We start from the raw sequence: 24,740 nt of genomic DNA on the forward strand, positions 1-24,740 counted from the left end.
GTCAATCTAGTGGTGGTGTGAAGCTCTCCTCGCGGCGGCGGCGTGATCGCTGGCTTACGCTGGATCGTGTGAGCACACCCCTGGCCGGATGGACCGACGAGCTCGCCCGCGCCCGGTTGCACTTCGTCACCGGCAAGGGCGGCACCGGCAAGACGACCATGGCCGCGGCACTCGGGATCGCGCTGGCCAGCCACGGGCGGCGCGTGCTGCTGGTCGAGGTCGAGGGCAGGCAGGGGTTCGCCCAGCTCTTCGACACCGAGCCGCTGCCGTACGCCGAGCAGCGGATCGCGGCGGTGCCCGGCGGCGGTGAGCTGCGGGCCCTGCACATCGACGTGGAAGCGGCGCTGCTCGAGTACTTCGAGATGTTCTACAACCTGGGCTTCGCGGGCCGGACGCTGCGGCGGATGGGCGCGATCGAGTTCGCCACCACGCTCGCGCCGGGCCTGCGGGACGTGCTGCTCACCGGCAAGATCAAGGAGTGCGTCGGGCGGACCGGCCCGGACGGCAGGCACGTCTACGACGCCGTCGTGGTCGACGCGCCGCCGACCGGCCGCGTGGTCAAGTTCCTCGACGTCACCAAGGCCCTGACCGACCTGGCGAAGGCCGGCCCGATCCGCGGCCAGGCCGAGGGCGTGGTGCGGCTGCTGCACTCCGAGGAGACGGTCGTGCACCTGGTGACCCTCCTGGAGGAGATGCCGGTGCGCGAGACCGTGGAGGCGGTGGCCGAGCTGGACGGAGCCGACCTCCGGCCGGGCGCGGTGCTGGTCAACCGGGTGCGGCCGCCGCGGCTGCCCGCCCGGTCGGTGACCCCGGCCGCGGACGGGCGGGTGGACGCCTCCCGGGTGCGCAGCGGGCTGGCCTCGGCCGGGCTCGACCTGCCGGACGCCACGATGGACGCCCTGGTCGCGGAGACCGTCGAGCACGCCATCCGGGTCGCCGCCGAGCAGCGGGCGCGGGAGCAGCTCGCCGAGGCGGACCTGCCGACGCTGGAGGTGCCGGAGGAGTCCGGCGGCATCGACCTCGCCGCGCTCTACGACCTCGCCGAGTCGTTGACCGACCAGGGGGTGCGCTGATGACCGAGCGGCTCGACGTCGACGCCCTGATCGACGACCCGAAGACGCGGATCGTCGTGTGCTGCGGCTCGGGCGGGGTGGGCAAGACCACCACCGCCGCCGCGCTCGCGCTGCGCGCCGCCGAACGCGGACGCCAGACGGTGGTGCTCACCATCGACCCGGCGCGGCGGCTCGCGCAGGCGCTCGGGCTGCGGGAGCTGGGCAACCACCCGCGGCAGGTGTCGGTCGCCGGGTTCGAGCCCAAGGGCGAGCTGTGGGCGATGATGCTCGACATGCGGCGCACCTTCGACGACATGGTGCGCACCCACGCCGGGCCGGAACGCGCCGAGGCGCTGCTCGCGAACCCCTTCTACCAGACCATTTCCACGTCGTTCTCCGGCACGCAGGAGTACATGGCGATGGAGAAGCTGAGCCAGCTCGCGGCCACCGACGAGTGGGACCTGATCGTCGTCGACACCCCGCCGAGCCGGTCCGCGCTGGACTTCCTGGACGCGCCGAACCGGCTGTCCAGCGCCCTCGACGGGCGCATGATCCGGCTGCTCACCGGCCCGGCGAAGGCCGGCGGCTGGGGTATCCGCAAGGTGGTCAGCACCGGGTTCTCGATCTTCGCCAAGGCCGTGTCGACGATCATCGGCGGGCAGCTGCTGGCCGACGCGTCCGCGTTCATGCAGGCCTTCGACAGCATGTTCGGCGGGTTCCGGGAACGCGCCCGCAAGACCGCCGAGCTGCTGCGCTCGGAGGGCACGTCGTTCCTGGTGGTGGCCGCGCCGGAGCCGGACGCCCTGCGCGAGGCGAGCTACTTCGTGGAACGGCTGGGCGGTGAGAACATGCCGCTGGCCGGGCTGGTCGCGAACCGCACCCACCCGGTGCTGGCGGACCTGTCGGCCACGGCGGCGCTGTCCGCGGCCGAGAAACTGGAGTCGACCGCCCCGCTGGCCACCGCGGTGCTGCAGCTGCACGCCGACCGGGTGGCCCTGGCCGACCGCGAGAAGCGGCTGCTGGCGCGCTTCACGCGCGCGCATCCCGGAGTCCCCCTGGTCGAGGTGCCCGCGCTCCCCAGCGACGTGCACGACCTCGGCGGACTCCGGGAGATCGGCGACCGCTTGGCGTCCTAGGACGCCGCTTCGGCGAAGTCCTTCCGAGCCGAATCCAGCAGCTCCGACCACGATTCGACCTCGGGACGGCGGCGCAGCAGCGCGCGCCGCTCCCGTTCGGTCATCCCGCCCCAGATGCCGAAGCTGATGCGGTTGTCCAGCGCCTCGGCCAGGCATTCCGTGCGCACCGGGCACCCCATGCAGACCAGTTTGGCCCGGTTCTGGTCCGCTCCCCGCACGAACAGCTCATCCGGATCCGCGTCCCGGCAGAGGGCGCGGACGCGCCAGCTCTGTGGTGTGGATTCCATCCCCCAAGCTCCCCTCGTGATGTGCCTGCTCACCCGGAGCCTCCCCGGCTCCGCACTACGTGAGACGTTGACGGACTGTAGAGGCCGACGGTTCCCGCCGCCAAGAGCCCGATGGAAATTCGTTACCGGAATACGTCGCGGACCCGGCGTTCCCGTGGTATTCAGCGGACGCGGCCCGGCGGGGGAACGCCGGTTCCCACTACGCTGGTGATGTGCGCAAGACGGATGGTCTGTTCAAACTGCTCGGCCTGTGCCTGCTCGCGGGAATCCTCGTCGCCGGGGTGCTGTTCCCCGTGGTCGGCGCCGCCGGGGTCGCGTCGAACAGGGCGAGCGAGACGGTCGACAGCATGTCCGCCGAACTCGCGAACGTGCCGCCGCCGCTGGTCACCACCATCACGGATTCGGCAGGCAACCAAATCGCCACGCTGTACGACCAGTACCGCATCCCGACGGCCGGTGATCAGATCAACGAGGCCATGAAATGGGCGCTGGTCTCCACCGAGGACCGGCGTTTCTACGAGCACCACGGCGTGGACTGGAAGGGCACGCTGCGCGCCGCGCTGAGCAACAGCGCCGGTGGCGACACCCAGGGCGCGTCGACGCTCACCCAGCAGTACGTCAAGAACTACCTCATCAACGTCATCTACCGGGACGACGAGGTGGGCCAGCAGAAGGCCCAGGAGCAGTCGATCGCCCGCAAGCTGAAGGAAGCGCGGATCGCGATCCAGCTCGAGAACCAGATGAGCAAGGACCAGATCCTCACCAGCTACCTCAACGTCGTCGAGTTCTCGCGCAAGATCTACGGCGTCGGGGCGGCCGCGCAGGCCTACTTCAACACCACCGCGGACAAGCTGTCGGTCACCCAGGCCGCGCTGCTCGCCGGCATGGTCAACAACCCGCCGTTCTACGACCCGTGGAGCCACCCGGACCGCGCCACCGAGCGCCGCAACCTGGTGCTGGACCGCATGGTCGACAACCTGAAGCTGTCGAAGGCCGACGCCGAGCGGATGAAGACCGAGCCGCTGGGCGTAGTGCCGGGCGGGCCGTCCAAGCCGGCCGCCAACTGCGTCGGCGCCGGGCCGGAGAACGGGTTCTTCTGCCAGTACGTCGAGGACTACCTGCTCTCGCACGGCATGGACAAGGACGACCTCTACACCGGCGGCTACACCATCCGCACGACGATGGACCAGCGCGCCAACCACGAGGCGAAGATGTCCGCGCAGACCCAGGTCAGCAAGACGCAGAAGAACGTCGCGAACGTGCTGTCGCTGGTGCGGCCCGGCAAGAACCGGCACGAGGTGGTGGCGCTGGCCGCGAACCGCGACTACGGCACGGACGCCAGCGCCGGGCAGACGACCTACGCGTTGCCGTCGGGCGTCTACAACACCGGCGGTGCCGGGTCGAGCTACAAGATCTTCACCTCGGCGGCGGCGATCCAGAACCGGGTGATGGGCATCTACGACACCATCGAGGTGCCGAACTTCTACGTGTCCAACGTGTTCACCGGTGGCGCCCGGGGGCGGTGCCCGCTCGTGGCGCAAGGGACTTATGCGTACTGCCTGGGCAACGCCACCGACTACGAGGGCGGCACCCGGACCATGACGCTGCAGCAGGCGCTGCAGACCTCGCCCAACACCGCGTTCGTCATCCTCGAGGAGCGCACCGGGATGGCCCCGATCGTCGACATGGCGAGCAAGCTCGGCCTGCGCGAGACGATGACCCGCAACATCGGTGGCGGCGAGGTGAAGCCGGAGTCGAAGAACCAGGGTGAGAACAAGACCCAGACCGCGTACTTCGGGCCCACCGACAAATCGCCCGGGCAGGGTTCGTTCACGCTCGGGGTGTCGGCAACCAGCAACCTGGAGATGGCCAACGTCGCGGCGACCATCCTCAGCGGCGGCGTGTGGTGCCCGCCCACACCGATCGCCCAGGTGCAGGACCGCGACGGCAAGCCGATCCCGATCAACGAGCAGCCGTGCGAGCAGGTGATGGACGAGGCCGCCGCCAACAGCCTCGCGCAGGGCATGAGCAAGGACGACCTGCCCGGCGGAACCGCGGCCGCGGCGGCCGGCCAGGTCGGCTGGAACCGGCCGATGATCGGCAAGACCGGTACCACGCAGAGCAACGGCTCGGCGGCTTTCGTCGGCGGCACGCCGCAGCTCGCGGGCGCCGCGATGGTCTTCCGGCCGGAGGGCGGCAGCGGCGGCCTGTGCGATGGCGGCCCCGGCAACGTCTACACCTGTTCCGAAGGCAACATGTTCGGTGGCAAGACGCCCGCGCGGACCTGGTTCGGCGCGGTGAGCAAGATCCTCGGGCCCAACGACCCGATCCTGCCGCTCCCACCGTCCGACCCACGCTACGAGCGCACCGGACGGTGACATGCGTGGGGTGCCTCACGACCGAGGCACCCCACGTGTGGTCAGCAGTGAACAAGACCCCCGATAGGATCATGCCCTGTGTCGAGGTAGTAGCCCGCGATGTAACCGCGCGGCGCCGGCAGGTCTGCCACCTCCAAATCGGTCATGTACCAGATGTTGTCACCGTTGATGTTCTGACCTTCAGTCCAGCACTCCAAAGCGACGCCGAACCCGGCTGGCACGGTCGTGACGATCGCCGAACTGGTGTTCGGTTGTGCGCGCTGGTTGACGTTGGCCAAAGTCACCGTGCACGTATAACCACGCCACACGTTGCACGGGAACAAGGAACTCGCGGCTGAGTTGGTAGATGCTGATGCGACACCAGATCCGAACACCCCACCGATCAAAGCTGCAGCACCGGCTGCCACCGCCGCGATTCTAGCAGCAAATCTTTTCGACAATTTTCCTCCATTAGAAGAGCACCGAAATTTTTCCGACGGCAACAAAAACAACCGGCGGAAGATCAGCAACGAGCCAGCATTAGCTCAGCAAAGTTAAAAATGAGCACGATAGCGTCGGATCACGAAACCTCCCCAGGTCGCTCGCTGATCCAGAACTAGCCCATCACCTGCAGTGAACCGTGTAAATAGTCCAACAGGGTGGACGTAACAACTGAAACGATCACCCTCACGGACTATTGCCTGACGAGCCTCGATGAAGCTCTGATTGATCGACCGCACTGTCGGTCGGCCATCACGGCCGAGTTCTGAGGTTCGAGGGGACAGGCATGCCTTCACGAAGACGCCTTGCCGTTATCACTGTTCTGACAACTATATTCTCAATGTCCGCATTGCCCGCTTATGCGGCTTCTGCGCCAGATCCTGATATAGACATCCCTGCAATACCGCCGAAAGCACCAATCGCCGTCGAGGTGCCCCCCGGGGAGCGTGATACCACGCTAGGCGCCGGCTGGCAGAACTCTAATGACCGGGCCTGGACCACCTCCGGCGACGCCGATGGATTCCACGTGCTCGTCGCGTCCGCCAGCGAAGGCTACCGCTGGCGCACCGCCGCGACCCTGTCCGAGCCGGGCTTCGATACGGACCAATGGATCGGCAACGCGTGCGTCACGGGTTCAGGGGAACGAGCAGTCGTCAGTTACGCACCCCGAACCTTCACGAACAAGGAAGCACTGGCCGAGCGAGGCGCATTCACGGCCATCGTCGATCTTAAGAACGGCGCAGTGAAGAAGCTGCCGGTGCGATCAAGCCTGGCCTACTTTAGCCCCGGTTGCGGCAGCGGCGAAATAGCCGTACTAACGCAGGAAGGCACTGAGTCACTGGCACGCACTCGCCTTATCAAAGTCGAGGCGGATACCGGCTCGACACAGACGCCAATCGAGGTCGCCGGACAGCTCACCTCATCAATCCCAGTGGGTCCGGACATTCTAGCCGCCGACTCCGGTGCACTCGTCCGCGTTTCGAATTCAGGAGAACGAGACGTGCTCAGTTCCACGGTAGGCGTACCTTTCCGCTTGGCAGCGGATGCCGATCATGGAATCGTTTATCTGGAGCACAACGAGGACAACCAGAATCGCGCCACCGTCAAATACTTCCTCAACGGTCGAACCACCACCGTCGCAACGGGCGATCTCACCTCGCTCGACGTTACAAGCAGCCGAGGTGGACAAGTCTTCGTAACAGGAGTGGTCGATCCAAATCCGAGAATAGTCTCGGACGTCAAGGTCCTCGATGCCCCAAAAGGAGCACGAGTGTCAACTGATGGCCAGCTGGCCGTGGAGGAAGTTCAGAAGACTCAGCACGCTGACCCTCGTGAAGGCGTCGATGAAAGGCTATCTGCGCAGCCCCTGGCCGTCACCGCCAGAGTGATCAAGACCGGAAAGCGCATTGAGCACGTCGCCACACTCGATGTCAATACGCTGCTGTCTCCCGAAAAGGCCGCCGAAGGGCGAATGACAAGCCCTTCCCTCGCCAGCAGTGGAGACGTACACGTGCAGTCCGGAGATCCGAACAATCCGGCAGATTTCGCCGAACGGTACTGCTCGGTGCCACGGAACGATCCACACAACCAGGCAATGCAACCCAAGCCACGTCAGGTGGAATGGGCCGTGGACCAAGCTGTTCGAGACTCGCTCGACGTGCTCCGCCCAGCGAACTGGAAAAACCTCGGCATGCCCGCTTACACCCCGCAGGGACTGTTCCCGTCGATTGGCTTGGCCGGCGGTGGCCAAGTTCCAGCGCAGATCATGCTCGGCATCGCCGCCCAAGAATCGAACATGTGGCAGGCGGCGCGATCCGCAGTGCCCGGAGTTACCGCAAACCCGCTGATCGGCAACTACTACGGTATCGACTACTACAACGACTCCGAGTCCGACGACTGGTCGATCAACTGGTCGGACGCTGACTGCGGCTACGGCATCACTCAGGTCACCGATGGGATGCGACTGCAAGGCCGCGAGAAGCCCGGAGAAACGGCACTCCCCTACGACAAGCAACGCGCGGTTGCGCTCGACTTCGCCGCCAACATCGCCGCCGGCCTTCGGATCTTGCAGACCAAATGGAATGAGACACATCAGGCAGGACTCGTGGTCAACAACGGCGACCCATCAAAGATCGAGAACTGGTTCTTCGCAGTGTGGGCGTACAACTCGGGATTCTACCCGAACAACGGCAGCGGAGCCTGGGGCGTCGGCTGGCTCAACAATCCGGTGAACCCGCGTTACCCAGCGAACCGAGACCCATTTCTCGAATTCAGCTACAGCGATGCCGCACACCCTCAGGATTGGCCTTACCCGGAGAAGGTGCTCGGCTGGGCTGGTCACCCCATAGAGTCGATTGAGACTCCGGGAAACGTGGTTGCTGGTTACCGTCCAGCGTGGTGGAATGGCGATGCGACGACAGGGCCTCTCAACCGTCAGGCAGTCAAACCTCCGGTCAACCAATTCTGCGACTCGAGCAACCAGTGTGAACCCGGTGCGCAGCACCTGCCCACCGATCCGGATGTCGTCGGCGAACCCGCAGGGCCGTGCGCTCATCAGAACAGCGCAGGACAGTACGACCTGAAATGCTGGTATCACCAAGCCAGCACGTGGAAGCCCGATTGTAGTTACTCGTGCGGGAACGAGCTGCTCAGGTTCGATCCCGGGTACGCCTACCAGGAGGACGCAACCAGCTACGCGCCCAACTGCACGCTCGCCGGCCTACCCAACGGAGCCCTTGTCATCGACGATGTCGCTGACGACGTGCCCTCCGTGCGTCCTAACTGTGGGCACCCATGGGCCAATGCCGGAACCTTTACGCTGAGCTATAAGTCGGACGCAAGCGGCTACTACCCAGGCAAGGTCGACACGCATCAGATCGGTGGGGGATTTGGGGGTCACTTCTGGTTCACCCACACCCGCAAGCAGTTTGATGAGCTCGGAAAGCTCGAGGTGAACGCCACCTGGCGCCTCAGTCAGGCTCACACAGGCCCGATGCAGGTCCTGGTCGCCCTGCCGGATCACGGTGCGCATACCAATCTGGCCACGTACACCGTGCGGACATCACGTGGCGATCGCCAACGGGTCGTACGTCAACCTGGAGACACAAACCGTTGGGTGTCACTTGGTACCTTCCTGTTTGACGGCGTTCCCGAGGTCAGTGTCACTTCGGTCACGCCGGATGGCAACGGTGAGCAGGACATCGCCTTCGATGCCCTGGCGTTCGTCCCGATCACCGGGACCTTTCACGAAGAGAGCGTCGAGGCCGTCGCCGTCTTCGACGAGGATCAGAACATTGACACCGCAGCCCCGGGCTCCTGGCTCGGAGGTCCTCTGTCGAATCGCCAGGCTCTGTACGACTGGGCGCTGTCTCGAGCCAACGCTGTGCTCGGTATGCCTGACTGCGACTCGACGGTCGGGGACTGTCTCCTCCCAGCGACCAAGCAAGCGGTGCAAGCGTGGCGTGAGCAGGTGCTCGCTGCCGGCACAGATACGGTTACCCATCCCGACGGCAACAGCATCGCCCGATGGATCGGGTTTGCGAACTCGTATCTCGACCGGCCGATGTCAGACCAACGACCGGCAAGCTTCGACGACGATGGCCGGTACAAGATTCGGACCAAAGCAACTGTGTCATTCGTGACCGACAACGTCGGCAAGATCGTTCCAGGCAGCGAATGGACCGTCTACGAGAATCGAACTGGCGACACGCATCTTCCCCAGTTCGTCCTGGACCTCTTACGCGCCCTCGCCGACGACTATCGAGTGTGGGGCGTGACGGAGCCGGATCTGTCGTATCAAATGCCGAACCTCAACGCGCACGATGGCGCCTGGACCAGCGTCGACCCCATGGTCAACGGCGTCCTACCCGGCAGGGCGTACTCCTATTCGGGTAAAGCCCCGGCCTTGACCACGTACGCAGGTGACACGAGCGATGTAGCAGCGGACTGCGTCGCTGCGCTCACCGTCGCTGGTGGCTCGATCGGCTACCGTCCCATGCTGAGCCAGTCGGGACCGGTCGACGCGATGCAGGCCTTCAGCGACAAGCTATACGGCGACTCCCGGATCGCTAGGCCTGTCGCTGATCTGGTCGAAGACATCCGCGAACTGTTCTTCGACAACGGCCCGGCGATCGGCGCCGAATCCAGCTTGTTCAACGCGGCGCCACCGATCTGGCAAGAGCTGAACTTCCGAGCTTGTGCCGACGGTTCGATAAGGCCGGTTTCCGACATACCGATTCTGCGCGCGAGCTGGATGCCAGATCAGTACCTTTACCACAACAGCAAGGCCATGGACGCGGCCGGCAACTACTCGGGTAGCAGCGCGCCTGTTCTGAAGGGCGACTTCAACAATTTCAGCAAGATCCCGCTACCCGGTGACTCGCCCTATAACCAGTGCGGCCCGGCCTCCGGCCGGTACGGGAACCCGTGGAACATAGCCTTGCTCGACCCTCCAGGAGTGGACCCGAGCCCAGCGAGGTTCTGTCTCGACCCGAACCTGGCTTCGGATCCGTCACACAGCAGTCCCTGACTATTCTGAACACCGTTCTGGCCGGACCGCGACGCCGCGGTCCGGCTAGCGTGTTCAACAGAGGTGACCTCGTGTTCCTGAGCCTGCTTCTCTGCATCTTCCTGCCGACCATGGCCGTGTCAATCGGGCTCACGTTCATACCGTGGCGGCCGCTGTGGTTGCGCGCTGGCATCAACGGCGCACAGTTCGTGGTCTCCGTCTACGCGATTGCAGCACTCCCGGTTCGGTCGAACATCGGCTGGGAGTTCTGGGCCTTCTTCCTCGGCCCCGGGACGATCCTCGCGCTGCTGCAAGCGCTCGCGGCGGCCTTCAACGCTCGCGACGCCCGGCGCGAGCGTCGTACCGACCCGTATCCTGGCGATCGTGAGCACGGTCCGTGACAGCCACCAGCTGACAGCCAAACGCCTCGCCGCCGGGACGGTCGCTCTCGGGGCCGCCGCCGTCGGGTACGCCTCCGGCATCGAGCGGCGGCACTACGTGCTCCGCACCGCCGAACTGCCCGTCCTCGCGCCCGGCGCGCGACCCATGCGCGTCCTGCACGTCTCCGACCTGCACATGCTGCCCGGGCAACAGGCCAAGCAACGCTGGGTCGCCGCGCTCGACCGGCTCGAACCCGACCTCGTCGTCAACACCGGCGACAACCTCGCCCACCCCAAGGCCGTCCCCGCCGTCCTGCGCGCCCTCGGCCCCCTCCTGGAGCGGCCCGGCCTGTTCGTCTTCGGCAGCAACGACTACTACGCGCCCAAACCCAAGAACCCCGCCCGCTACCTCATGCCCCGCGGCAAGAAGAAGCGCATCCACGGCAAGAAACTCCCGTGGCGCGACCTCCGCGCGGCCTTCATCGAACACGGCTGGCACGACCTCACCCACGTCCGGCGCACCCTCACCGTCGCCGGGCAGACGGTGTTCGCCGCCGGCCTCGACGACCCCCACCTGCGCCGCGACCGCTACGGCGAGATCGCCGGCCCCGCCGAAGCCGCCACCCTGCGCCTCGGCGTCACCCACTCGCCCGAACCACGCATCCTGGACCCCTTCGCCGCCGACGGCTACGACCTCGTCCTCGCCGGCCACACCCACGGCGGCCAGCTCCGCATCCCCGGCATCGGCGCCCTCGTCACCAACTGTGAGCTGGACCGCAGCCGCGCCCGCGGAGCCTCCCGCTGGGGCGCCCACATGTGGCTCCACGTGTCGGCCGGGCTGGGCACCTCCCCCTACGCCCCCGCCCGCTTCGCCTGCCCACCCGAAGCGACCCTGTTGACCCTGGTCGAACGCGGCCAGACCACGACGAACGCCTCCAAGGCCACCCCCCGCAAAGCCCCCAGCGACATCCGCTAAACTCTTCTTCGACCCGCTAAGCAGTACATCGGGGTGTGGCGCAGCTTGGTAGCGTGCCTCGTTCGGGTCGAGGAGGTCGTGGGTTCAAATCCCGCCACCCCGACGGAAAATCCGGGGATCCCCTGTCCGCCGTAAAGCTGGCGGACGGGGGATTTTCCTTTGTGTTCTCTGGGGGTCGAACCCCCAGACCCCCGCCAGGGGGCAAGCCCCCTGGACCCCCCGCGATTTGCGTGGTGAGTGGGTTGGGTGCCGCGTGTGGCGCGTGTCGCGGGGCGACATCCGCGCCGGGCGTAGCGGAGCAGAGCCGGTTTTCGCCGTCTCCCTAACCGGCGGCCGTGTGAGGTGGTGTCCGCCTCCTCCAACCACACCCCCTCCGGACCCGATCCCCAGCCTTCTTCGGTTGCCGAGTAGCGGGGTCAAGGTACTCTTTCCCGCCTTGACGCCGCTGCTCGGCAACCGAACAATCGAGATCGGGGCGGGTGGGGGTGCCGGGGCGTAGCGGAGCGAAGCCGGCGCTTTCGGATACCCGCGTAGCGGCTACTTGACGGCCAGCAGCTCTACCCAGTACTGCGTGAAGTCGCCGTCGCCGGTGTGCGACCAGGCCCAGGCGGAGCGGGCGGCGGAGGCCAGCTGGTCGCGGTCCAGCGGGGAGGCGCTCAGCGCGGCGTCCAAGCGTGACTCCACGTAACGCGCCAGCTGGCGGTAGCTCATGTCGGCCCGGAAGCGGCCGTGGGTGCGGACGTCCCGGAAACCAGCCGCGGTGACCCACGACGCCACGTGCTTCCCGGCGAACGGGTCGCCGCCCGCCCGGCGGCAGAGCAGGTAGTGGCCCCGCAGAGCGGCAGCGACGTTCGCCGTGCCCGGGCGCAGCCGCGCGCGCGACCAGTCCGAAGTGGACAACGCCAGGATGCCGCCGGACCGCAACACCCGGCGGATTTCGGCAAGGGCATCGGCGGGACGCGCCAAGTGCTCGAACAACGCGTGCGCGAACACCACGTCCACGCTCTCCTCCGCCACCGGCAACGCGTACACGTCCCCGGCCACGAACTCCACTGTGGACGATTCCGGGAACTGGCCCGGCTCCCGGTCCAGCCCCACCACGTTGCCCGGCCCGGCGATCGTCGCGAAGCCCGCCGTGATCGTGCCCGGGCCGCACCCCACGTCGAGCACGCGCATGCCCGGCCGCAGCAGTCGCAACACGTACTCCGCACGGCCGGTTGCGGTGCGTGACGCCATGATCGACAGCGCGTCCTGCGCGAACCCGGGCGCGTATCCCTCCAGCACACGCACACGGTACGGGCACGAGCTGGCAGGATCGAGGGGTGACTACCCAGCACCCGCCCGCGAACATCCCCGACCGCCTCTTCGACGACCCCGAGGCCGAGTCCCGCTGGCGCGCCCGGTTCCACGCCCCGCGCGTGTCGGTGCCGGACTGGTCCCTCGACGCGCCCGACCGCAACATCTACGTCTCCAACGCCAGCGGCGTGTGGGAGGTCTACTCCTGGGACCGCGCCACCGGCGAGCACCGCCAGGTCACCGACCGTCCCAACGGCACCCTGCACGCCACCACCTCCCCCGACGGCAGCGCCATCTGGTGGTTCAACGACACCGACGGCGACGAGTTCGGCACCTGGATGCGCCAGCCGTTCGACGGCGGCCCGGCCGAGCCCGCCCTGCCCGGCGTCCACGCCGGCTACCCGGCCGGGCTCGAGATCGGTCACCGCGTCATCGCCAGCGGCGTCTCCACCGACGACGGCAGCGAGCTGTTCGCCACCCGCGACGGGCAGACCACCCGCTTCTACGCCAGCGAGCAGGACGCCGGCGTCGCCGCGCTGTCCCGCGACGAGTCGCTGCTCGCCATCTCCCACGCCGAGCACGGTGACTCCCGTCACCCCGCGGTCCGCGTCCTGGACACCACGAACTTCGACGCCGTCGCCGACAAGTGGGACGGCGAGGGCAAGGGCCTCACGCCGCTGGAGTTCTCGCCCGTCGCCGGTGACCAGCGGCTGCTCGTGCTGCACGAGCGCCGCGGCCGCGAGGAGCTGCTGGTCTGGGACGTGGCCGCAGGCACCGAGCAGGAGCTGGACCTCGGCCTGCCCGGCGAGGTCGTCGCCACCTGGTATCCGTCGGCCGACGCGCTGCTCGTCGTGCACTTCCACGAGGCCCGCAGCTCCCTGCACCGCTACGACCTGACCACCGGCGAACTGTCCGCTGTGGACACCCCGCCGGGCCGGATCGGCGGCGCCGGGGTGCGCCCCGACGGCACGGTCGAGTACTCCTGGTCCAGCGCCGCGGAGCCCGCCGTCATCCGCGCCCGGGCGACCGACGGTACCGACACCGTCCTGCTCACCCCGCCCGGCGACCCGGCACCCGGTTCCGCGCCGGTCACCGACGCGTTCGTCGAGGGCGCGGGCGGCCGCATCCACGCGCTGGTCGCCCGCCCGCGGAACGCGCCGGACGGACCGCTGCCCACGGTGTTCACCCTGCACGGCGGCCCGCACGCGGCCGACGAGGACCGCTTCTCCGCCTACCGCGCGGTGTGGCTGGACGCCGGGTTCGCCGTCGTCGAGGTCAACTACCGCGGCTCCACCGGCTACGGCTCGGCCTGGCGCGACGCGATCGAGGGCCGCCCCGGCCTGACCGAGCTGGAGGACGTCGCCGCGGTGTACGACTGGGCCGTCTCCAGCGGCCTGAGCGACCCGGCGCGGATGGTCGTCTCCGGCGCCTCCTGGGGCGGCTACCTGACGCTGCTCGCCGTGGGCACCCAGCCCGACCGGTGGGCGGCCGGGGTCGCGAGCGTGCCGGTGGCGGACTACGTCGCCGCCTACGAGGACGAGATGGAGCAGCTGCGCCAGTTCGACCGGGCGCTGTTCGGCGGGTCACCGGAGGACGTGCCCGCGGTGTACCAGGAGTGCTCGCCGATCACCTACGTCGACGCGGTCAAGGCGCCGGTGCTGGTCCTGGCCGGCGACAACGACCCGCGCTGCCCGATCCGGCAGATCGAGAACTACCTGGAGCGGCTGGCCAAGCGCGACCTGCCGTACGAGTTCTACCGCTACGACGCCGGTCACGGCTCGCTGGTGATCGCCGAGACGATCAAGCAGACCGCGGCGGAGGTGCACTTCGCGATGAAGGCGGTCGGGCTGCGCTGACGCGACGAGGGCCCCGGGAACGCTCCCGGGGCCCTCGTCGTGCGCCGGTCAGGCGGTCTGCGCCTGCCACATCCAGTGGGCCTTCTCCAGCTCGTGCGTGATCTCGATGAACAGGTCCTGGGTGACCAGGTCGCTCTTGTCCGTCTCGTCGATGCGCTTGCGCATGCGCTGGATCAGGTCGGCGAGGATGTTCACGATGTTCTCGATCGTGGACTCCACGCTCTGCCAGTTGTCCGGGTAGTCCTTCAGACCCGAGCTTTCCACGACGGTCTTGGCCTTGCCGTTCGGCGAGATGCCGATCGCGTTGGCGCGCTCGGCGACCTCGTCCACGTAGTTGCGCGCGGTGGCCACCAGCTCGTCGAGCTGCAGGTGCACGCTGCGGAAGTTCGACCCGACCACGTTCCAGTGCGCCTGCTTCGCGATCAGCGACAGGTCGACCAGGTCGACCAGCGCGGCCTGCAGCGCGTTACCGGTGATCTCCTTGTCGGCCGGGCTGAGCGGGCTCTTGATGGGTGCGTTCGCCATCGAAAAAATCCTCCTTGTCGACAACTCTTCGTCAGGTCGTCGCGGTGATCTCGACCTGGATGTTTCCCCTGGTGGCGCGCGAGTACGGGCACACCTGGTGCGCCTGCGCCGCGAGTTCACCGGCCTGGTCCTGCTCCAGGCCGGGCAGGTGGGCCACGAGCTTGACGGCCAGCTCCAGGACGCCGGCGACCCGGCCGATCCCGACCTCGGCGGTGACGGCGGAGTCGTCCAGCTCGACGCCGGCCTTGCGCGCCACCAGCCGGACGGCGCTGTGGAAGCAGGCGGCGTACCCGGCCGCGAACAGCTGCTCCGGGTTGGTCATCTCGCCGCCGGGGCCGCCCATCTCCTTGGGCACGGCCAGCCGTTCGTCGATCACGCCGTCCGACGTCGTGACCTCGCCGTTCCGTCCGTCGCCACGGGCGGTCGCGACCGCTGTGTAAACCGGTTCCACCTGGTTCCCCTCCGCCGACGGCAGGTGTCAGCGGGTGGATACCCCGTGAGCCGGTGGACGAATCCTCAGCGGCGGGCGCGGGCGAAGTCCACGACCTGCCGCCCGATCAGCTTGAGCGTGGTCACGGCCTTCTCCTCGGAGGCGCCGCCGACCTCGTCGAACTTGACCTCCGCGGAGTTGATCGACCCGCCGAGTGGCGTCGGCCACCCGCGCAGCGCGTGGGTGATGGTCCGCAGCTGGTCGAGCGTGGTCACCGCGGCCTGCCACCCGAACGCGACGGCGGCCAGCCCGACCGCGCGGCCGTCCAGGTAGGGGCGCTCGTCCGGCCGCAGGTCCTCGACGTAGTCCAGCGCGTTCTTGATCAGCCCGGACAGCGCGCCGTGGTAGCCGGGCGAGACGATGATCAGCCCGTCGGCCCGGCGGATCGCCTCCACGAAGCGGACCGCCTGCGGCGTGCGTTCCTCGATCGCCGAGTCGTAGAACGGCAGCACCAGGTCGTCGCCGGTGAGGGCGAGCGTTTCGGCCCCGGCCTCGGCCGCGCTGCCCAGCGCGATCCGCAGGGCGCGCTCGGACTGTGAGCCCGGGCGCAGGGAGCCGCCGATACCGACCACGTTGACCGCCGCACTAGTCACGAGTTCGAGGCTAACCCCTCCACCTAGGTGGAGGACCAGGATCTGGGACGGAGGCGGCGGTCACACCCTGGTCAGTTTGCCTACTAGTGAGTAACCTCCCGGGTCATGGCGACCTCACTGCGGAGCCGCGCGGAAGCCCTCGCGGCTCAACTGATCTTCGGGCTCCCCGGGGCCGCGCGACGGCTGATCGCCGGACGCCCCATCCGGCTGGACGGCCAGGAACTCGCGCTCGACGCCCAGCTGCTGCTCCGGCTCCAGCAGCTCAACCGGGTCAGCATGAGCGCGGGCACGCCCGAGGTCGCCCGGCAGCGGATCCTCGAGTCCGGCCACCTGGTCAGCGGCAAGCCGATCGAGCCGGTGCGCACGCAGGAGATCGTCATCCCGGCCGAGCACGGCCCGCTGCCGGCGACGCTGTACGTGCCCGAGGGGCTGCCGTCGCCGTCGCCGCTGCTGGTGTTCTTCCACGGCGGCGGCTGGGTGATCGGCAGCCGCGCGAGCCACGACAACACCGCCCGCTACTTCGCCAAGCACGCGGGCGTCCGGGTGCTCTCGGTGGAGTACCGGCTCGCGCCCGAACACCCGTTCCCCGCGGCCACCGACGACGCCCTCGCCGCGTTCGGCTACGCCCACTCCAAGGCCGCCGACCTGGGCGTGGACCCGGACCGGATCGCGGTGGGCGGCGACAGCGCGGGCGGCAACCTCGCGGCGGTGACCGCCCAGGTGACGACCGCGCGCGGCGGCCCGGCCCCGGCGTTCCAGCTGCTGCTCTACCCCGGGGTGGACGCGAGCACGCGGCGCCGGTCGCGGGAGATCTTCGCCAGCGGCTTCTTCCTCACCGACGCCGACATGACGTGGTTCATCGACCACTACGCGCCGACCGGGGTGGACCGCACGGACACCCGGCTGTCGCCGCTGCTCGCCGAGGACTTCACCGGGCTGCCGCCCGCCTACGTCGCCACCGCCGGGTTCGACCCGCTGCGCGACGAGGGCGAGGCGTACGCGGCCAAGCTGCGGGACGCGGGTGTGCCGGTCACGTTGAGCCGTCAGCGCGATCTCATTCACGGTTACGTCAACTTCCTCGGCGTCGGCAGGCGGTTCCGGGAGGCGACCTCGGAGGCGGCGGGCGCACTGCGCCTGGGACTGCGGGCGTAAAAAGACCGGAATCCGATGTGGACGTCCACATCGGATTCCGGCCCCCCTGCCGGATCGCTGGTCAGGCTGCCGGGATCGGCACCGGCACCGGGAGCGGCGGAGCCGAGCCGAGCAGTGAGGCGAGCAGGCTCGTCACGGTCTTCAGCAGGTTCTTGAGCAGGTTGCTGACGAGGTTCAGCGGCGGTGGCAGGTCGGGGATGTCCGGCACCGGCGGCAGCTGGCGGACCTCGCCGGCCTTCGACGGATCGGCCAGGATGCGGCTCGCCTCGGTGGCGTAGTCGTTGCTCGTGGCGGCAGTCTGCTGCGCGTCGGACTGGATGGAGTACTTCTGCCCGGCGGCGAGGTCGCCGAGCACCGGGCTCATCGCGCCGAGCGACCGCTGGGTGGCGGGCACGTCCCCGGCGTAGGCGGCCCTGGCGAGCTGGTCGCGCAACTGGAGAACCTGTTCCGCGGCGGCCTGCGTGCTGGACGTACCCTTCCCCCGGCCGCGGCGACGCCTGCGCCGCCCACCGCCAGCACGCTGCCGGCCACCGCCACCGCGATGACCCTGGCGAACTTGCCTAACATCTCCCTACCTCCTGGCCTCGGTGGACCTGTCAGGCTCATGCGTACCTGGCGTGTTGATCTCCCACCACTCAGCACCCGAAGGTGACGGTTTCCAACCCTCACGTGCCGGATTCGGTTTCTCGCCGTAGCCCCGCATCGGATGAAACTCGAACGGTTCTCGATCGCCCAGCTGATCAAGGTTTTGGGGAGCGGGGGTTGCGCAGCGTGGTCGCGTCACCCGGCGGTACCCCAAACTCACTCGAAGCGCTGCACTGGAGGGTGGGGGGTGGAAGAACAGTGGACAAGTGGGGGTGACGGAAGTGGGGCGGTAGTGGACCTGGCCGCGCGGCAGCCTGCGAACCGGCGGCCGGCAACGGCGGTGGGCCGACTACGGCCCAGGGCCGCGCGGCAGCCCGGCAAACCGCAAGCCGGCAACGCATCAGCACCGACTACCCCCGGGGCCGCGCGGCAGCCCCGCACAACCGGCGGCCGGCAACGCAGCTGCACCGGCTACCCCAACCAGACCTCCCCCGCCCCCGATCCACAGCCGGTCTTTGGTCGCCGATCAGGCGTGTCAAGGTACTCTTTCCCGCCTTGACACGCCTGCTCGGCGACTGAAACACAATCCGGAATCGGGGGCGGGGGTGGTCGGAAGGTGACCGTTCGGCGCCGTGAGGCGCTCTCCGCCCGCAGGGCGGACCGCCCGCAGGGCGGACTCCCCGCCTGCCCAACGTCACCTCTAAAGATCAAAAGATGTCCTCGCCGGACGGGCAGGCTCCGGGATGACGGGGAATGCAGGAACCTCACCTCGGGCAGGTGGTCGCTGGGTGGTCATCCCGTCGCCTTCCGGTTTGTGTGTATCACCTTGAGCCAGGGCCGCAAGGTTGGCAAGGTCGGCCGCCGGAGAGAGCCTGGGTTGCGGCCCTGGCTCAAGGTGATCGTCACGTGTCAGGCGACGGGATGACCACCCAGCTACCTTGGGTTCACTGCACGGCGCTGGCGCGCCGCAAAAGAAAGGCCGGGCTCCGCTGTGGGTGTCCACAGTGGAGCCCGGCCGTTCTGGTCAGGCTGCGGGCACGGTCAACGCCGGCGGCGGGGTGCCCGTCAGCGCGTTCAACAGCTCCGTCAGCTTCTGGATCAGCGTCTTCAGCAGGTCCGCCACGATGTCCAGGGGCGGCGGCGGGTTCTGCAGCGGCGACGTCGACGGCACCTGCTTGACGGTGCTCGCCTGGGACGGGTCGGCGATGATCCGGCTCGTCGTGTCGGCGTCGTTCTTCGCGGAGGCCGCTGTTTCCCGCGTATCCGACTGCACGGTGTACTTCTCGCCCGCGGCGAGGTCGCCCAGCAGCGGGCTCATCTGGCCCAGCGCGCGCTGGGTGCCGGGCACGTCGGCCGAGTAGGCCGAGTCGACCAGCTCGGTGCGCAGCTGCAGCAACTGCTCACCGGCGGCCTGGGTGCTGGACGTGCCCGATCCGTCGGCCGCGGCGACAGCGGCTCCGGTCAACGCCAGAACGCTGCCGGCCACCACCGCGGCCACGATCCGGGCGAAGTTGCCTCTCATTCCCTACCTCCTGGTGTGGGTGACCTGACGCGCAGCGAGAAGTACCAACACCACCGCCGCTCAACCGTCCTGCCACCCGATCCGGGAGTGATCACCACCCATCGGTGTCACAACCGAAAGCGGCCCGGCGAGCCACAAAGGACTCACCGGGCCGCTGCTCCGTGGTGGGAGACTACTTGCCGAACGCTTCGGCGACCTTGTCGCCGAGGGACTTGTCCACGTTGCGCCAGTACTCGAACACGCGCTCCAGCACCGGCTCGGACACGCCCTTCTTGGCGTGGCCGATGATGTTCTGCGCCAGGCGCTCACGCTGCGCGTCGTCCATCACCTTGCGCACCAGGGTGCCCGCCTGGCCGAAGTCGTCGTCCTCGGCGTGCAGCCGGTAAGCCGACCGGATGACCTCGTCGACCACCCCGTAGGAGGACACCGTCTCGCCGGCGTAAGCCGCGTCGGCGTGCGGGCCGCCGAACGAGTTCGGCGCGTACACCGGGTCGCCCGGGTTCTGGTAGCGCATCGCGCCGTCCCGCGAATAGCTGTTCACCGGCGACTTCGGCGCGTTCACCGGCAGCTGCGCGAAGTTCGCGCCGATCCGGTAGCGGTGCGCGTCCGGGTAGGCGAACAGGCGGCCCTGCAGCATCTTGTCCGGCGACGGCCCGATGCCCGGCACCATGTTGGTCGGCGCGAACGCGGCCTGCTCGATCTCCGCGAAGTAGTTCGACGGGTTGCGGTCGAGCACGTACCGGCCGACCTTGATCAGCGGGTAGTCGCCGTGCGGCCACACCTTCGTCAGGTCGAACGGGTTGAACCGGTAGTCCGCGGCCTCCTCGTACGGCATGACCTGGACGTACAGGGTCCAGCTCGGGTGGTCGCCCCGCTCGATCGCGGTCCACAGGTCACGGATGTAGTAGTCGGCGTCCTCACCGGCGATGCGGTCGGCCTCGGCCTGGGTCAGGTAGCCGATGCCCTGGTCGGTCTTGAAGTGGTACTTGACCCAGAACTTCTCGCCGCCCGCGTTCTCCCACAGGTAGGTGTGCGAGCCGAACCCGTCCATCTCGCGCCAGTTCGACGGGATGCCGCGGTCGCCCATCAGCCAGGTGACCTGGTGGGCCGACTCGGGCCGCAGGGTCCAGAAGTCCCACTGGATGTTGTGGTCGCGCAGGTGGTTGTCGGCGCGGCGCTTCTGCGAGTGGATGAAGTCCGGGAACTTGATCGGGTCCCGGATGAAGAACACCGGCGTGTTGTTGCCGACCAGGTCGTAGTTGCCCTGCGTGGTGTAGAACTTCACGGCGAACCCACGCGGGTCGCGCCAGGTGTCGGGCGAGCCGTTCTCGCCGGCCACCGACGAGAAGCGGATGACGCTCTCGGTGCGGGTGCCCGGCTGGAACAGCGCGGCCTTGGTGAACTGGCTGACGTCCTCGGTGACCTCGAGGAAACCGAACGCACCGCCGCCCTTCGCGTGCACCACGCGCTCCGGGACGCGCTCGCGGTTGAAGTGCGCGTTCTTCTCGATGAGGTAGTGGTCCTGCAGCAGGATCGGGCCGTTGGCGCCCAGGGTCAGCGAATCGTTGTCGCTGGCCACCGGGATGCCCACGTTGTTGGTGGTCGGCTTGGTCACGCCGAGCCCTCCTTCTCGTGGTGGGTGGTGGAACAGGCGGGGCACAGGCCCCAGAAGACGACCTCCGCCTCCTCGACGACGAACCCGGCGGTGTTCGAGGGTTGCAGGCAGGGCGCGGCGCCGTGGACGCAGTCGACGTCCTCGGCCCGGCCGCAGCCGCGGCAGACGAGGTGGTGGTGGTTGTCCCCGGTACGTCTCTCGAACCGGGCCGGATGGCCGGCCGGTTCGATGCGCCGCACCAGTTCGGCGTTCGTGCAGGCACCCAGGACGTCGTAGACCGCCTGGGTGGACACGGAACCGAGCACGTCCCGCACACCGGCCGCGACCTGGTCGGCGGTCGCGTGGGGATGCCCGGCGAGCCACTCGAGAACGGCGACGCGCGGAGCGGTGATCCGCAGGCCGGCGGCCTTGAGCTGGTCCCGCACGGGGCTCGACTGGTGAGGCATCGCAACCAAGCTTGCCCGTTAATCTGGAATGAGTCAAGAAAACTGCCCGGGCGGGTGAGTGACGTTCCCCGCCCGGCCTACAGCGGCAGCCCGTCCTCCAGCAGGGTGACCGCCCTGTCGACCACGCCGGCCAGGTTCTCCGGAGCGTCGGCCGCGCTGAAGTATGCCGCGAAGACCACGCCGACCACCGCTCCGGCCCACACCCGCACGGAGAAGTCACCGGGGTCCCGGCCCACTCGCTCGGCCGCCGCCTCGGCGAGCATGGACACCCCGGCCGCGATCTGCTCCAACATCCGGTTCCGCAACTCGGGGACGGCGAACACCAGCCGCTGCCGGGCACGCTCCAGTTCGGACTCTTCGGCATCCAGCCGCGTGAACACCTCGGCGCACGCGGCCCGCACCGCCTGCAGCGGCGTCAGCTCCGCCGGCTGCGCCACGAAGGCCCGCATCAGCACCGGGTCGAGGCGGTCGTAGAGGACCGTGTCCTCCTTGGTCGGGAAGTAGCGGAAGAAGGTGCTCTGCGAAACCTCGGCGGCCGCGGCGATCTGCTCGATCGTGGTCTCCGCGTAGCCCTGCGCCGCGAACAACCTCAGCGCGTGCCCCTGGATCGCGGCCCGCGTCCGCGCCTTCTTCCGCTCCCGCAACCCGACCGGCTGCTCATCCCGCGACGACCTCATGCCCCGATTCTGCCCCGGCCACGTCCTGCGCCTGCCGCGGCAGGAACAGCGCGGCCAGCACCGCACCCACCAGGGCGAAGCCGGCGCACACCCACAGCGCCGCGGCCATGCCGGACACGAACGACTCGCGCACCGAGCCGAGCAGCGCGGGCACACGCGCCGCGACCTCCACCCCGGCCGCGGCACTGCTCCGGACCGCCGACGCCGCCTCGCCGGGCAGCCCGCTCACGTCGACCCGCGTGCGGTAGGCGGCGTTCAGCACCGTCCCGAGGATCGCAACCCCGAAGGTGCCGCCGACCTGCCGCACGGCCTGCAGTACACCGCCGCCGACCCCGCCGCGTCCTGGACTCAACGCACCCATCGCGACGTCCATCGACGGCGGCAGCGCGAACCCCAGCCCCACGCCGACCAGCGACACCCACACCGCCGGGAAGCCGTACCCGTCGCCGGCGCCGGTGGCCGTGCCGGTGACCAGCCCGGCCGTCATCACCACGAACCCGGCGCTCACCAGGACCCCCGCCCCCAGCCGGGGCCGCAGCCACTCCGCGGTCCGCACGCCGACGAGCAGACCGCCGACCACCGGCAGCAACCGCAACCCGGTCCCCAGCGCGTCGGTCGCCTGCACCGCCTGGAAGTACTGCGGCAGCACGAACAACGCGCCCATCATCGTGAAGGACGCCAGCGTCGCGAGCACGGCACCCCAGCGGAATCCGGGCGAGGCGAACAGCTTCAGGTCCAGCAACGGCTGGTCCACCCGAGCCTGGTGGACGACGAACCCGGCCAGCAGCACCAGCCCGCCGGCGACCGGCCCGAGCGCGGCGGCCGACCCCCAGCCTCGGTCGCCGGCCTCGACCAGTCCGTAGGTCAGCGCGGCCAGGCTCACGCTGGACAGGACGACACCCGGGAGGTCGACGCGCCGGGCGCGGTCGCCGGGCAGGTTCGGCACCAGCCAGGCCAGCAGCACCAGGCCGGCGAGCACCGCGGGCACGTTGAGCAGGAAGACCGAGCCCCACCAGAAGTTGTCCAGCAGCCACCCGCCGACCACCGGTCCGAGCGGGATGCCGACCGCCATCGCCGCCGCCCACACGGCGATCGCCCGCGCCCGGTCGGCACCCGGGAACAGCACGTTGAGCACCGACATCGACAGCGGCACCAGTGCCGCCGCGCCCAGACCGAGGAACGCCCGCGCCGCGATCAGCATCTCGGCCGTGCCGGCGTAGGCGCAGGCCACCGAGGCCAGGCCGAAGAGCGCGAGACCGCCGAGCAGGAACCGCTTGGTGCCGAACTTGTCCCCGAGCAGGCCGGCCGGCAACAGTCCGGCGGCGAGCACCAGCGTGTACGCGTTCGAGAACCACTGCAGCTCGCTCGTGGACGCCTGCAGGTCAACGGCCAGGGTCGGCAGGGCGACCGACAGGACCGTCACGTCGAGCCCGAAGGCCAGCAACGCCACTGCGAGCGCACCCAGCGCCCACCACCGCTTCACGCCGTCCATCGCCCCTCCAAACTGAAAGTCACTGTTTTTTGATAGTAGCTGTCAGTTTGCGTGCGTAGCAAGCGGCGGAAATGGAGTTGCACGGGCGTGCCAAAGTGGGAACATGTCCCTCCAGCCGTATCGCCAGGTCCTCGCCGTGCCCGGGGTCCGCATGGCGATGCTGCTGTTCTTCTTCACGCGCCTGCCGATGACCGCGACCGGCATCACGCTGACCCTGCACGTCGTCAGCGACCTGGGCCGCGGGTACGGCGAAGCGGGGCTGGTCGGGACCGCGACGATGCTCGGCAGCGCGCTCGGCGCCCCGCTCGTCGGGCGGATGATCGACCGCTACGGGCTGCGCCCGGTCACCTCGGTCTGCGGCCTGACCTCGGCGGCGTTCTGGCTGGCCACCCCGCACCTGCCGTACACGGCGCTGCTCGTGGCCGCGCTGCCGGCGGGCGCGCTCGTGCTGCCGGCCAGCTCGATCGCCCGCCAGGTGCTGACCGCGCTGGTGCCGCCGGAGTCCCGACGCTCGGCGTACTCGCTCGACTCGATCCTGCTGGAGACGACCTTCATGGTCGGCCCGAGCGCGGGCATCGCGGTCTCGACGCAGCTGTCGTCGACGCTCGCGCTGAGCGGGATCGGGGGCTGCTTCGCCCTCGGCACCGTGGCGCTGTGCTGGTTCAACCCGCCGATCCGGCACGAGGCCGAGGTGGTCAGCGCGGCGCGGCCGCCCATGCGGGAGTGGCTCACGCCGCGGCTGGTCGGCGCCCTGCTGGTCGCGTCGGGCGCGCTGTTCTGCCTGATCGGCACGGAACTGGCGACGCTCGCCGCGCTGCGCGCCACCGGCGAGGTGGGCTGGACCGGCGTGGTGATCGCCGTGATGTGCGTCGCGTCCGCGGTCGGTGGCATCGTCCACGGCGCGGTGCGGAAATCGCTTTCCCAAACCCGGCTCATGGTGCTGCTGACCGTGCTCGTGATCCCGGTCGGGCTGGCCAGCGGGCTGCCGTGGTGGCTGCTCGCGATCGCCCTGGTGCCGACCAACCTGGCCTGCGCGCCGACCCTCGCCTCGACCGCCGAGGAGGTCACCGGCCTCGCGCCGCCGCGGGTGCGCGGCGAGGCGATGGGCCTGCTCGACGCGGCCACCCGGCTCGGGATGGCCGCCGGCAGCCCGGTGGTGGGGTTCGTGATCGACCACACCACACCCGGGTGGGGCTTCGCGGCGGCGGGCCTGTTCGGGCTCGGATTCGCCGTGGTCGCGTTCGGGCTGCGCCGCCGGTCAGCCCGGGTGCCGGCTGTGGCGTCGCTGTGAACGA

At 68.9% G+C, this 24,740-nt stretch carries 21 protein-coding genes and 1 tRNA gene; 10 read left to right on the top strand and 12 right to left on the bottom strand.

Annotated features, from left to right (window positions below):
* Positions 1-68: 68 nt before the first annotated feature.
* Entirely contained in the window at positions 69-1,073 is a 1,005-nt protein-coding gene (bagA, locus tag L1857_RS00005) for an ATPase BagA (protein WP_094005559.1), read from the top strand.
* A complete protein-coding gene (bagB, locus tag L1857_RS00010; protein WP_116110177.1) occupies positions 1,073-2,188 on the top strand; it encodes an ATPase BagB in 1,116 nt (371 codons plus the stop codon). The genes bagA and bagB overlap by 1 nt, the downstream gene beginning before the upstream one ends.
* On the opposite strand, the gene L1857_RS00015 is transcribed toward bagB, so the two are convergent.
* Positions 2,185-2,475 (bottom strand): WhiB family transcriptional regulator, encoded by a 291-nt coding sequence (locus tag L1857_RS00015; protein WP_094005557.1) that lies wholly within the window; start codon positions 2,473-2,475, stop codon positions 2,185-2,187. The genes bagB and L1857_RS00015 overlap by 4 nt on opposite strands.
* A gap of 212 nt (positions 2,476-2,687) precedes the next feature.
* On the opposite strand from L1857_RS00015, the gene L1857_RS00020 reads away from it, so the two are divergent.
* The gene (locus L1857_RS00020; RefSeq protein WP_116110176.1) at positions 2,688-4,853 is read left to right on the top strand and encodes a transglycosylase domain-containing protein; all 2,166 of its coding nucleotides are present in this window, start codon (positions 2,688-2,690) and stop codon (positions 4,851-4,853) included.
* Between the two features lie 41 nt (positions 4,854-4,894).
* Here the strand turns inward: L1857_RS00020 and L1857_RS00025 are convergent, their stop codons facing one another.
* Complete coding sequence (locus L1857_RS00025) at positions 4,895-5,362, bottom strand: SH3 domain-containing protein (protein WP_162831007.1); 468 nt, start codon at positions 5,360-5,362, stop codon at positions 4,895-4,897.
* Between the two features lie 311 nt (positions 5,363-5,673).
* Between L1857_RS00025 and L1857_RS00030 the strand changes: the two genes are divergently transcribed.
* The 4 genes from L1857_RS00030 to L1857_RS00045 all read left to right on the top strand — a co-directional run bounded on the left by L1857_RS00030 (position 5,674) and on the right by L1857_RS00045 (position 11,299).
* Positions 5,674-9,861, top strand: a complete 4,188-nt coding sequence (locus L1857_RS00030; RefSeq protein ID WP_116110175.1) for a golvesin C-terminal-like domain-containing protein — start codon at positions 5,674-5,676, stop codon at positions 9,859-9,861.
* 71 nt (positions 9,862-9,932) lie between these two features.
* Positions 9,933-10,241, top strand: coding sequence for a hypothetical protein (locus L1857_RS00035; protein WP_116110174.1), 309 nt, complete (start codon positions 9,933-9,935; stop codon positions 10,239-10,241).
* Positions 10,225-11,196, top strand: a complete 972-nt coding sequence (locus tag L1857_RS00040; protein ID WP_094005555.1) for a metallophosphoesterase — start codon at positions 10,225-10,227, stop codon at positions 11,194-11,196. Before L1857_RS00035 ends, L1857_RS00040 begins: the two co-directional genes overlap by 17 nt.
* Positions 11,197-11,225: 29 nt before the next feature.
* Positions 11,226-11,299: transfer RNA gene (locus tag L1857_RS00045), tRNA-Pro, on the top strand.
* A gap of 434 nt (positions 11,300-11,733) precedes the next feature.
* Here the strand turns inward: L1857_RS00045 and L1857_RS00050 are convergent.
* Positions 11,734-12,480 (bottom strand): methyltransferase domain-containing protein, encoded by a 747-nt coding sequence (locus L1857_RS00050; protein WP_116113089.1) that lies wholly within the window; start codon positions 12,478-12,480, stop codon positions 11,734-11,736.
* 38 nt (positions 12,481-12,518) lie between these two features.
* On the opposite strand from L1857_RS00050, the gene L1857_RS00055 reads away from it, so the two are divergent.
* Positions 12,519-14,348, top strand: a complete 1,830-nt coding sequence (locus L1857_RS00055) for a prolyl oligopeptidase family serine peptidase (protein ID WP_249464239.1) — start codon at positions 12,519-12,521, stop codon at positions 14,346-14,348.
* A gap of 48 nt (positions 14,349-14,396) precedes the next feature.
* Here the strand turns inward: L1857_RS00055 and L1857_RS00060 are convergent, their stop codons facing one another.
* The 3 genes from L1857_RS00060 to L1857_RS00070 form a co-directional block, all read right to left on the bottom strand.
* Positions 14,397-14,873 (bottom strand): Dps family protein, encoded by a 477-nt coding sequence (locus L1857_RS00060; RefSeq protein ID WP_094005552.1) that lies wholly within the window; start codon positions 14,871-14,873, stop codon positions 14,397-14,399.
* Between the two features lie 31 nt (positions 14,874-14,904).
* Positions 14,905-15,324, bottom strand: coding sequence for an organic hydroperoxide resistance protein (locus L1857_RS00065; protein WP_094005551.1), 420 nt, complete (start codon positions 15,322-15,324; stop codon positions 14,905-14,907).
* A 65-nt stretch (positions 15,325-15,389) separates the two neighbouring features.
* Entirely contained in the window at positions 15,390-15,935 is a 546-nt protein-coding gene (locus L1857_RS00070; protein WP_094005550.1) for an NADPH-dependent FMN reductase, read from the bottom strand.
* A gap of 126 nt (positions 15,936-16,061) precedes the next feature.
* Here L1857_RS00070 and L1857_RS00075 point away from each other — a divergent pair, with 126 nt between their 5' ends.
* Positions 16,062-17,108: an alpha/beta hydrolase gene (locus L1857_RS00075; protein WP_094005548.1), complete on the top strand. Its 1,047-nt coding sequence runs from the start codon at positions 16,062-16,064 to the stop codon at positions 17,106-17,108.
* Positions 17,109-17,169: 61 nt separating this feature from the next.
* Here L1857_RS00075 and L1857_RS00080 read toward each other — a convergent pair whose 3' ends face one another.
* The 6 genes from L1857_RS00080 to L1857_RS00105 all read right to left on the bottom strand — a co-directional run bounded on the left by L1857_RS00080 (position 17,170) and on the right by L1857_RS00105 (position 23,445).
* Positions 17,170-17,541, bottom strand: a complete 372-nt coding sequence (locus tag L1857_RS00080; protein ID WP_346731861.1) for a hypothetical protein — start codon at positions 17,539-17,541, stop codon at positions 17,170-17,172.
* Between the two features lie 1,176 nt (positions 17,542-18,717).
* Entirely contained in the window at positions 18,718-19,215 is a 498-nt protein-coding gene (locus tag L1857_RS00085; protein ID WP_094006298.1) for a hypothetical protein, read from the bottom strand.
* Between the two features lie 172 nt (positions 19,216-19,387).
* Positions 19,388-20,830: a catalase gene (locus L1857_RS00090; protein ID WP_116113102.1), complete on the bottom strand. Its 1,443-nt coding sequence runs from the start codon at positions 20,828-20,830 to the stop codon at positions 19,388-19,390.
* A complete protein-coding gene (locus tag L1857_RS00095) occupies positions 20,827-21,276 on the bottom strand; it encodes a Fur family transcriptional regulator (protein WP_094006300.1) in 450 nt (149 codons plus the stop codon). The genes L1857_RS00090 and L1857_RS00095 overlap by 4 nt, the downstream gene beginning before the upstream one ends.
* A 77-nt stretch (positions 21,277-21,353) precedes the next feature.
* Positions 21,354-21,953: an acyl-CoA-like ligand-binding transcription factor gene (locus L1857_RS00100; protein WP_094006301.1), complete on the bottom strand. Its 600-nt coding sequence runs from the start codon at positions 21,951-21,953 to the stop codon at positions 21,354-21,356.
* Entirely contained in the window at positions 21,934-23,445 is a 1,512-nt protein-coding gene (locus L1857_RS00105; RefSeq protein WP_116113104.1) for a DHA2 family efflux MFS transporter permease subunit, read from the bottom strand. The genes L1857_RS00100 and L1857_RS00105 overlap by 20 nt, the downstream gene beginning before the upstream one ends.
* A 103-nt stretch (positions 23,446-23,548) precedes the next feature.
* Here L1857_RS00105 and L1857_RS00110 point away from each other — a divergent pair, with 103 nt between their 5' ends.
* Positions 23,549-24,736: an MFS transporter gene (locus tag L1857_RS00110; protein WP_249464241.1), complete on the top strand. Its 1,188-nt coding sequence runs from the start codon at positions 23,549-23,551 to the stop codon at positions 24,734-24,736.
* The last annotated feature ends 4 nt before the right edge of the window (positions 24,737-24,740 follow it).

This window comes from Amycolatopsis thermalba (assembly GCF_023376025.1).
Classification (GTDB): domain Bacteria; phylum Actinomycetota; class Actinomycetes; order Mycobacteriales; family Pseudonocardiaceae; genus Amycolatopsis_E; species Amycolatopsis_E thermalba.